The sequence below is a fragment of the Runella sp. genome (assembly GCF_027484545.1).
Classification (GTDB): domain Bacteria; phylum Bacteroidota; class Bacteroidia; order Cytophagales; family Spirosomataceae; genus Runella.
In genome coordinates, this window is sequence record NZ_JAIXST010000323.1 from 24,729 (window position 1) to 35,423 (window position 10,695).

The following is a 10,695-nucleotide window of genomic DNA, read 5'->3' on the forward strand; positions in this document are numbered from 1 at the left end:
ACTCAGATTCATCAACACTATGGCCGTCCAAATTGTAGAAAACCAAGAATTAATTGCCCAATCCGTACGTGATTTTGCCGAAAGAAACATCCGACCTCATGTTCGTATCTGGGACGAAAGCCAGCATTTTCCTGCCGACGTATTTCACAAATTAGGAGAGCTCGGGGTCATGGGAATATTGGTTCCGGAAAGTTACGGCGGAGCCGAATTGGGCTACCGCGAGTACGTGACGGCGATTGTGGAACTCAGCAAAGTGGATCCTTCCATTGGCTTATCAATGGCGGCTCATAACTCCCTTTGTACCAATCACCTATTGATGTTTGGCAACGAAGAACAGAAACAAAAATATTTACCGAAACTGGCAAGCGGCGAGTGGATAGGTGCCTGGGGGCTCACCGAACCCAACACGGGTTCAGACGCGGGAAATATGCGAACCGTAGCTGTAAAAGAGGGTAACTGTTGGGTTTTGAACGGTACCAAAAATTTTATAACCCACGGCAAAAGCGGCAATGTGGCGGTAGTCATAGCACGCACAGGAGCACCGGGCGACAAACGCGGCGCCACTGCTTTCATAATTGAGCGAGGAACTGAAGGACTATTGGCAGGGAAAAAAGAAGATAAACTCGGTATGAGGGCCTCAGAAACTGCCGAAATGATCTTTCAGGACTGTCGGGTGCACGAAAGTCAGGTGTTGGGCGAAGTAGGCGAAGGCTTTGTACAATCCCTGAAAGTATTGGATGGAGGTCGTATCTCGATTGCTGCTTTGAGTTTGGGAACGGCAATCGGTGCGTATGAAGCTGCATTGGCGTATTCCAAAGAACGTCATCAGTTTGGCAAAGCTATTTCCCAGTTTCAGGGAATTGCCTTCAAATTGGCCGATATGCACACCGAAATTGAGGCCGCTAAATTACTCGTTTACGATGCTGCCGACCGCAAGGACCGGGGTGAAAAAGTGACCTTACAAAGTGCAACGGCCAAATATTACGCCTCCGAGGTATCGGTGCGAGTAGCCAACGAAGCGGTACAAATATTTGGCGGCTACGGATTTACGAAAGATTTTCCGGTAGAAAAATTTTACCGTGACTGCAAACTTTGCACCATCGGTGAAGGAACCAGTGAGATTCAAAAACTGGTGATTTCGAGGGAGATATTGAAATAAAAAATACCCGTCGGTCGGTTTGATTCCGACTGACGGGCAAGAAAAAGAGTTTATTTTTACTGTAAACTTGTAAACCGTTGACTGTAAACTTACCGATTACTCAGGTTTTCCGTCATCAACCACGTTTGGTTCCAGCGTATCTACCAGCGCGTTTTCATCTTCGTTAACTTTGGCGCGGATTTTAGCTTCGAGTTCTTCGGTGAGTTCCGGATTGTCTTTCAACAATTGCTTCACGGCATCACGGCCCTGCGAAAGGCGATTGCCTCCGTAGCTAAACCATGAACCCGATTTTTTGACAATTTCCAGTTCTACGGCCAAGTCAATGATTTCGCCCACTTTGGAGATACCTTCGCCGTACATGATGTCAAATTCAATCACTTTGAACGGTGGTGCCAATTTGTTTTTTACCACTTTTACCTTCGTACGGTTACCGGTGATATTATCAGCGCTTTCTTTGATTTGTCCAATACGACGTATATCCAAACGTACCGAAGCGTAGTACTTGAGAGCGTTACCACCCGTCGTTGTTTCCGGGCTTCCAAACATCACGCCGATTTTATCGCGTAATTGGTTGATAAAGATACAGCAGCAGTTGGTACGGTTGATAACACCCGTTAATTTACGTAAGGCCTGCGACATCAAACGGGCTTGTAAACCCATTTTGCTGTCTCCCATTTCACCTTCGATTTCGGCTTTGGGAACCAGAGCCGCCACAGAGTCAATGACAATAATGTCAATCGCACCCGACGAAATCAAATGTTCGGCGATTTCGAGGGCTTGTTCTCCGTTATCAGGCTGTGAAATAAGGAGGTTTTGAGTGTCAATCCCTAATTTTTGGGCATAACTGCGATCAAAAGCGTGCTCAGCATCAATGAAGGCCGCCAAACCGCCGGCTTTCTGTGCTTCAGCAATGCAGTGCATGGCAAGAGTGGTCTTTCCTGAAGATTCAGGGCCGTAGATTTCTACGACACGACCGCGCGGTATTCCGCCAATTCCTAACGCTAAGTCCAAACCAACCGAACCAGTTGAAATGACTTCTACGTCCATTACTTTTTTGTCACTGAGACGCATTACAGTGCCTTTTCCGTAGGCTTTGTCCAGCTTCTCCAGCGTTGTTTGCAGGGCTTTAAATTTTTGTTCTTTGTTGTCTGCCATGGTTGATTTTTGAAAATAAAACAAGAGGATTCTTTCAACGTAAAATTACAATTTTTATTTAGTTTTCCCAAAGAAAAATGGGTAAAATTGCCCCTTAAACCTACCATTTTTTACACTTTTTTTAGTAAAAAATGGCAAAGCGAAACTCCAATAAATTTTTCTCAAATGTCTATCCAACAAAAAGCGTTTTTGGCTTCAAAATTCCTTATCGCAGTCTTTTTATTTGGTTTTTTGTGTACTTCCTGCGGCAATCCGCTCATTCCCAAAGCCCGTTTTTCGGCCGAATATCAAGGCCAAAATCGCCAACAAGCCACCATCGAAATGCCCGAAAGTTACGAATTAAGTGCCATTCTGGTGGCACTTACGGGCTATCGAAATGTGCTGAACGACAAAGACCCTTATGTTCAGGCCGTAAAAACCCATTTTTCCCCCTTCAAAGACCATCCAATGGTCATGTATGTGGCAAAAAAGATGACCAAATTGGGCAGTTATAACTACGTCCAATTCCGCAAAGACGCCATCATGCGTAGCTTTACTTCTGAAGATAACCTCATTAACAACGGAGTCTACCGAATTAAATTCCCTATCAACGCCCTCACGCTGGGGCTTGCCGACCGCCCCGCCTTGCTCCGTGATTTCGTCGAAAAATCAAATTTTAGGGCTTTTTATGCCCAACATAAAGACTACTACCAACGACAAATTGCCCGTGCGGAACTGTATATGCCCATGCAAAAAATGTGGAAATGGGCCGAAAGTCAGTTTCCAACGCGTTATGACAGCTATAAAATCTACCTGACTGCCATGGACGGCGGCTTTCATTTTACGTTTCGGGTAGCCAATAATGGCTTTCAACAAACCCTCATGTTTGTCACCGCCCCCAACGACCTTCCCGACACGCGCTCGGAGGCAGAAAAAGAAGGGGCTTGGTCGCGGATGGTTTTTACTGAAATAGACCACAACTACGTCAATCCGGTCACGGACACCTACCGCAAGCAGAAGCGGCCATGCCCGATTGGAAAAAATGGAATCAAACCAAAACGGGGAATAAAGGCATGTACGAATCGGCCTATTTGACCTTCAACGAATACATGACCTGGGCCGTTTTCAGCCTCTACGCTTACGATAATTTCAGCGCCGAAGATTTTGAAAAAATCAACAAAAAGGAAGAAGATTTTATGGCGAACGGGCGCGGTTTTCATCGGTTCAAAGAGTTCAACCAATTTGTGCTAACTTGCTACAAAAATCGCACTGCCAACCAAACAGCAGCTGACCTGTACCCCGCCATCATCGAATGGCTCAAAAATCAACCTTAAACCTACCCTGCGCTATGTTTCCAACCCCTAAATCCTCTTTTCTGAATCTCTCCATAGTCACTTTGATAATGGGTATGGTATGTATGAGTTGTTCCTCTTCCAAAAACGAAACTATGTCTTCCGCTTCAAACTCTTTCGGGGCTGACCTCGAATTCTTAAAAAAATACCAAAAACCACTCGTCCTTACTGCCCCTGACGACGACTCTGCCCAAGTAGCCGTCATTGGTACCTTGCAAGGCCGCGTCATGACCTCTACGGCCAACGGTACTTCCGGCAACAGCTACGGCTGGTTGAATTATAAACTGCTCGAATCGGGTAAATTCACGCCTCACATGAGTGCCTTCGGCGGCGAAGACCGCTTCTGGATAGGTCCCGAAGGCGGACAGTTTTCCATTTATTTTCAACAAGGTAAACAATTCGTATTCGACGATTGGCAGGTACCCGCCGTCATTGATTCCGAGCCGTTTGAGGTGGTTTCTTCCGATAAATCCAAAGCAGCATTTCGTAAAACCGCTTCGCTGACCAATTATTCAGGCACCAAATTCGACATTGTCATTGACCGCAGCGTGGAAGCGCTCAGCAAAGTGGAAGTGGAAACGGCCATCAATTTCCCGCTCAAAGACGTAAAAACGGTGGCCTACGAAACCGTGAGTAAAATCACCAATCAAGGCCCCGACTGGAAAAAAGAAACGGGATTGCTTTCCATCTGGATTTTGGGGATGTTTAATCCTACTCCCCAAACAACAATTGTGATTCCTTTTAAAGGCGGCGCTGATCATAAAAGCAAAATCAACGACAGTTATTTCGGCAAAGTCCCCGCCGAGCGCCTCATCATCGAAGACAGCGTGTTGTACTTCAAAGCCGACGGCAAACACCGCAGCAAGATCGGCCTTCCGCCGAGCATTGCGAAGCCTGCGATGGGAAGTTATGATTCCGAAAAAGGGGTATTAACGATCGTGACCTACGATTTAGACCCCACCGGCGACTACGTCAACTCGATGTGGGAAATCCAGAAAGAACCCTTCAAAGGCGACGCTGCCAACTCTTACAACGACGGCCCGGTAGAAGACGGCACTCAAATGGGTCCGTTCTACGAACTGGAATCTTCCTCTCCCGCCAAAGCCCTCAAAAAAGGCGAAACCCTCACCCACCGCAGCCGCACCTATCACTTTGAAGGCGATAAAACAGCGCTGAATGCAGTGGCAAGGAGAATGCTGGGCGTGAGTTTGGAAGAAATCGCAAAGCATTGATTTTTTAACCACAGAGTTCCACCGAGTTGATACACAGAGTCTCACAGAGAGCAACTCCGTGTAACTCTGTGCCGGACTCTGTGAAACCGCTGCGGCGGACCGCTCCGTGGTATAATAAAAAAATGAACCCAAAATGAAAAAACTCCTTTTCCTCCTCTGCATCGCTACTCAAGCCCTCGCCCAATCGCCTTGGAAACCGCAAAAGTGGCCCATACTGAAACATTACGACCAACAACACCTCACGCGCATTGCCATGCCCATCGGCGGTATCGGAACGGGCACGGTGTCATTGGGTGGACGCGGGCAGTTGCAGGATTGGGAAATTATGAACCGTCCGGGCAAAGGATTCAGTACGACCTTGCCGGGCAATATGGCGCCATTCTTCGCCATTTACGTCAAAAAACCGACGGAAAAGGCGCAAGCCAAAGCCCTCATCGGCCCGCTCGAAACGCATGAGTACCAACACATGGAAGGGCGTCCCGTGGACCATCACGGTCTGCCGCGTTTTGCCAAAGCGAGTTTTGACGCTGCGTATCCGTTTGGACAGGTGAATTTGTCGGACGAAAAAATGCCCGTTACCGTTCAGATCAAAGCCTTCAACCCCCTCATTCCCGGCGATGCCGAGCGCAGCGGCCTTCCGATGGCGACTTTGACGTACCAAGTGACCAACACCTCCAACCAACCGCTGACGGTTTCGGTCGCGGGTTCAATGCGAAATTTTGTGGGGAAAGACGGTTCCAAAGGCTCCAAATCGTGGAAAGGAGAGTTCAATCCGTCGGGTGCAAAGCAGAATAAAAATCAATTTCGACAAGGAAAAGCAGGTCAGGGCATTTTCATGTATTCCGACGGAGTGGACAAAGCCGACCCCGCGTGGGGAACGATTGCCCTGAGTACCAACGCCGTTGGAGACGTCAGCTACCGCACATCGTCTGTGCCCAACGCCTGGGAAAATGCGTTGCTGGATTTTTGGGATGATTTTACGGACGACGGAAAACTGACCGAAAAAACCACCTTCGCCGATGAAGACCCGATGGCGTCGTTGGCGGTAAAGAAAACGATTCAACCCAAACAAACCGAGTCGTTTACGTTCTTTATCACGTGGCATTTTCCCAACCGCTTTGCGTGGTCGAAAGAGCGCGTGGGCAACTACTACACCACTCGCTACGCCGACGCCTGGGACGTAGCCGAAAAGGCCGTTCCGCAATTACCCCAACTTGAAAATGAGACATTGCTCTTTGTCAATAGTTTCCTAAAAAGCGATTATCCCGAAGCCGTCAAAGAAGCGGCGCTGTTCAATCTCAGTACGTTGCGCTCGCAAACGGTTTTCCGCACCGAAGACGGTCGCATGTTTGGTTGGGAGGGCGTCATGGATAGTGAAGGCTCCTGCGCGGGTTCGTGTACGCACGTTTGGAACTACGAACAGGCCACGGCCTTTTTATTCGGTGATCTGGCCCAAACCATGCGTGACGTGGAGTTTAACTACGCCCTCGACAGCACCTCGGGCATCATGCAGTTCCGGGTGGGCCTGCCGCTAAATAAAGGCGCGGGCAACGGCATGGCCGCCGCCGACGGGCAAATGGGCACCATCATGAAGTTTTACCGCGATTGGCAACTGTCGGGCAATACGGCTTTTCTACAAAAAAACTGGCCAAAGATTAAGCGCGCGTTGGCCTTTGCGTGGGTGCCCGACGGCTGGGACGGCAACCTCGACGGCGTCATGGACGGGGCGCAGCACAACACCATGGACGTGGAATATTTCGGGCCCAATCCGCAAATGCAAATTTGGTATTTGGGGGCGTTGAAAGCCGCCGAGAAAATGGCCGAAGCCATGCACGATGCCGCTTTTGCGCAGCAATGCAAAACCCTGTTTCAAAGCGGCAGCACGTGGGCCGACCAACAGTTGTTCAACGGTGAATATTACGAGCAACAGGTGATCTCGCCCGTAGGACGCAAGTTCGCGAAGGGCACGATGTCGGGTTGGAACAGCATCAAGGGCGATTTTCCGCCGTTTCAGTTGGCCAAAGGCTGTTTGGTGGACCAATTGGTGGGGCAATTCATGGCGCACGTGTGCGGTTTGGGCTATTTGGTGAAACCGCAAAACGTGCAGACCTCGCTGAAATCCATTTTGAAATACAACTACCGCGCCACGCTGACGGAGCATTTTAACAACATGCGCTCCTACGCCCTGGCCGACGAGCCCGCGTTGCTCATGGCAAGTTGGCCCAAAGGCCGCCCCACGGTGCCGTTCCCGTATTTTGCCGAAGTGATGACGGGTTTTGAATACACCGCCGCCATCGGCATGCTCTACGAAAACATGACCGACGATGGCCTCCAATGCATCCAAAACATCCGCTATCGCTACGACGGGGCCAAGCGTAGCCCCTTTGACGAAGCCGAATGCGGCCACCACTACGCCCGCGCCATGATCAGCTGGGCTTCTACCTTGGCCCTGAGCGGTTTCCAGTACTCAGGCGTAGAAAAAACCCTTCATTTCAACGACCAACCCGGCACGTTTTTCTGGTCCAACGGCTACGCGTGGGGAACCTGTACGAAGCAAAAACAGGGCACCCAACTCAAAACTACCCTCACCGTTTTGCACGGGCAACTACCCGTTCAAACCGTACAGATTGGCAATAAAAAAGTACATGAATTGGCGACGAATACAGTTTTGAAGGTTGGGGAGAAGGTGGGGTTTGTGCGGTAGAGGGCAATGTGTTTTATGCCGTTGGTGCGGGGCCCGCAGCGGCCGGGGCCGCCCGAGCGGGACCGTGCCCGTGCAGTGTTTTTTCACCACCAACTTTCCCAAGAGAGCAGTCGGTCATAAGACCAACTGCGGCATAATAATCGAATAAAAGAGTGAATTTTTCACCGCCTATTCGGGTTTGTCCTATATTTATGCCGTTGGTGGTGTTTTTTCACCGCCAACCTTCCCAAAAGAGCAAAAAGCATTAACAAAATCAAGAATTAATTTAAATGCAGATCATTCACAAAATAGACGACTTTCTATTTACCATTTTCCCTGAACTAACGGGGGGGGGGTAGTAATATACTGATTATCAATGAGTTAACAAATTTTTACACTTACGGACCCTACAAGCCAAAAGTAACCATTGATACTAATTGGGTAAAAATAGAAATTGATACCCCAAGCATTCTCTCACAGGAAGCCGACTACAAAAAGACCATTGCCCTTTGTGAAAAGGGAAAATACTCCGAGGCAAAACCAATCCTAAAAATTCTCATTGAAAAAAAACCAACAAATTCGGAATACCACCGAATTATGGGGCAAATACTGTCTGATGAAGGAGACCAAGACGAAGCAATCAATTGTTTAATTGATGCGCTCCGTTGGGACCCCAAAAACGGTTGGGCGCTACTTATGATGGGCAACATCTTTGCAAAATTCAAAGATGATATTCCCACGGCAATGAAATATTATGACCAAGCACTGCTTGCCAATGTGCGTGATTTCATCAGTCTGACCAATATCGGTTATTTGCTGCTGCAAGAAAATAGCCTCGAAAAAGCAAAAAAATACTTCAACGAAGCCCTTAAAATCAACCCAAATTTTCCGAATGTTCATTTTGGTTTGGGCATGATTGCCGAAAAAGAGAATGATATTTATCGTGCTTTTGAAGCGACCGTTGAAGCCATTAAACTCAATAAAAACAAAGATATTCTCTACGAAAACTCGGTCAGACGAGCCTTTGATTTTGCCAAAAATATCGTTGAATCAGAGCCGAACAGGCAACTATTTATTGAATATCGCCATCAACTCGAATTTGCGGGTGGCACCGAAATAGATATTGTTGAAGATACGGCTATTCCGACGGCAGCAAAAATTGAGTTTGCTGAAAATTACGACCGGCCCAAACATACCGTAAAATACAAGCCAAAATATCCTGCGATTGAGCATTTAATTATGCACGAATTGGTGCATTTGGCGTTTGTGATTGATGCCCGAAAAGCAGGACTCAACCAACTTTTTATTGCCAATCAGCAACATAAGACGGCTTTTATCAAAAAGATTGAGCCGATTCTTCAAAAATTTCAGAAAATGGGCATTTCAGCGGATAGAATTGCCAACTATTCTGACAGAATTTTTAATGGGCTGAATCTTCAAATTTATAATACGCCCATTGATTTATTCATCGAAGATTTTCTTTATCAGACCTATCCTGCCTTACGACCTGCCCAATTTTTATCGCTCAATGCCTTGATTCAAGAAGGTTTAAAGGCCACAACCGATAAAAAAACGCTTGAACTTTCGCCCAAAGAGGTGCTTTCAAAAAGCAAGATCTATACCCTCGTCATTGCCCTGCAATACAAGGCTTTGTTTGGCATTGATTTTATCAAAGATTTTCAGGCAAGCACCGCCGAACTGAAACAGGCACAAAGTTTTTATGAGGAATATCTGCAATACAAAACCGATAAAGAACCCGCCGAAGAATATGAGTTAATAATGAACTGGGCGGAAGATTTGCAACTCAACCAAAATTTTGAGTTGGTGGATGAACTACAATACCGCAGCAAACGACTCGACTTTGATAATCTGCTCGATGCCATTGAAAAAGACCCCTACGATTTAGACTCCAACGACCCTTACAAACAAAGGGAAATGGAGAAATTCCAAAAGTCACAAGCGAATATTAAGTTAAACTCGGCCGTGATGATGTACATGGCGGAGGCCCTGAAACACTTTGCCGAAATGCCGCAGGAAGCCATACAAAAGGTGGCTTTTGAGATCGCTACGCAAGGCACACAGGGCTTCAGCACCGAAAAAGCCGATTATAGAATCAGTTCAATTTCAGGTAAAACATTTTCCGGGTATCACATACTCGCCTATTACTATGTCAGTTGGGCGTTAGCTATGCCCGAGATGCTATCGCAATTGCAACTGCCTTATGATGAGGAGTATAAAATGGCTTTGTCGATACACAAACCAAGTAACCAATAAAGAAATAATACAAGTTGGTTTTACCCAAAAACCCAACTGAATGAGCCATTTTTTGCCAACGCACGGACAGCGCATTCCGACTTTAAAACGGATTTATAAGTATTTTAACCAACTATAAATTGTAGAATATAAAAGTGAAAAACGAAAAACTGACAAGGAAAGAAATCATTGACAACCGCTTAAAACAAGCGGGCTGGAATGTTATTGACCGAACTCAGGTGGTTGAGGAATACAATATAATTGTGGATAAAAATCTTGTTCAGGAAGCAGCAACTCCCTACGCCGGACACCAATACAGCGACTATGTTTTATTGGGCAAGGACGGTAAACCGCTTGCCGTTGTGGAAGCAAAAAAAACATCAATTGATGCTGCAATCGGACGAGAACAAGCCAAACAATATTGTCACAATATTCAAAAACAACATGGTGGTGAACTTTCTTTCTGCTTTTACACCAACGGACACGACATTTTCTTTTGGGACTTAGACAATTACCCACCAAAGAAAGTCTATGGCTTTCCGACTCGTGACGACCTTGAACGTTATGCCTATATTCGCAAAGCGAGGAAACCATTAGCAGGTGAACTCATCAATACCAAAATTGCAGGCCGTAATTATCAAGTTGCCTCTATTCGTGCTGTGATGGAAGCCATCGAAAAACGAAAACGCAAATTTTTGTTGGTTATGGCGACAGGAACGGGCAAGACAAGAACTTGCATTGCTTTGGTTGACGCACTAATGAGAGCAGGTTGGGCAGAAAGAGTTTTATTCCTTGTGGACAGAATTGCACTTCGTGACCAAACTTTGGAAGCATTCAAAGAGCATTTGCCCAACGAACCACGCTGGCCCAAACAAGGCGAAA

General features: G+C 46.9%; 8 protein-coding genes. 7 read left to right on the forward strand and 1 reads right to left on the reverse strand.

The window, feature by feature from the left end; genetic code table 11:
* Window positions 1–19 precede the first annotated feature (19 nt).
* Window positions 20–1,159 (forward strand): acyl-CoA dehydrogenase family protein, encoded by a 1,140-nt coding sequence (locus Q0081_RS29045; protein ID WP_298361750.1) that lies wholly within the window; start codon window positions 20–22, stop codon window positions 1,157–1,159.
* Window positions 1,160–1,255: 96 nt separating this feature from the next.
* On the opposite strand, the gene recA is transcribed toward Q0081_RS29045, so the two are convergent.
* The gene (gene recA, locus Q0081_RS29050; protein ID WP_298361753.1) at window positions 1,256–2,314 is read right to left on the reverse strand and encodes a recombinase RecA; all 1,059 of its coding nucleotides are present in this window, start codon (window positions 2,312–2,314) and stop codon (window positions 1,256–1,258) included.
* Window positions 2,315–2,479: 165 nt separating this feature from the next.
* Here recA and Q0081_RS29055 point away from each other — a divergent pair, with 165 nt between their 5' ends.
* The 6 genes from Q0081_RS29055 to Q0081_RS29080 form a co-directional block, all read left to right on the forward strand.
* Window positions 2,480–3,388, forward strand: coding sequence for a DUF4932 domain-containing protein (locus Q0081_RS29055; RefSeq protein WP_298361756.1), 909 nt, complete (start codon window positions 2,480–2,482; stop codon window positions 3,386–3,388).
* On the forward strand, window positions 3,367–3,627 hold the full coding sequence (locus tag Q0081_RS29060; protein WP_298361759.1) for a hypothetical protein: 261 nt from the start codon (window positions 3,367–3,369) through the stop codon (window positions 3,625–3,627). The genes Q0081_RS29055 and Q0081_RS29060 overlap by 22 nt, the downstream gene beginning before the upstream one ends.
* 113 nt (window positions 3,628–3,740) lie before the next feature.
* Entirely contained in the window at window positions 3,741–4,877 is a 1,137-nt protein-coding gene (locus Q0081_RS29065) for a DUF6786 family protein (RefSeq protein ID WP_298361761.1), read from the forward strand.
* A 133-nt stretch (window positions 4,878–5,010) separates the two neighbouring features.
* Window positions 5,011–7,581: a GH116 family glycosyl-hydrolase gene (locus Q0081_RS29070; RefSeq protein ID WP_298361763.1), complete on the forward strand. Its 2,571-nt coding sequence runs from the start codon at window positions 5,011–5,013 to the stop codon at window positions 7,579–7,581.
* 576 nt (window positions 7,582–8,157) lie between these two features.
* Window positions 8,158–9,834: a tetratricopeptide repeat protein gene (locus tag Q0081_RS29075; protein ID WP_298361766.1), complete on the forward strand. Its 1,677-nt coding sequence runs from the start codon at window positions 8,158–8,160 to the stop codon at window positions 9,832–9,834.
* Window positions 9,835–9,968: 134 nt separating this feature from the next.
* Window positions 9,969–10,695, forward strand: a 727-nt coding sequence (locus tag Q0081_RS29080) for a DEAD/DEAH box helicase family protein (protein WP_298361769.1), incomplete at its 3' end; no start/stop codon positions are given.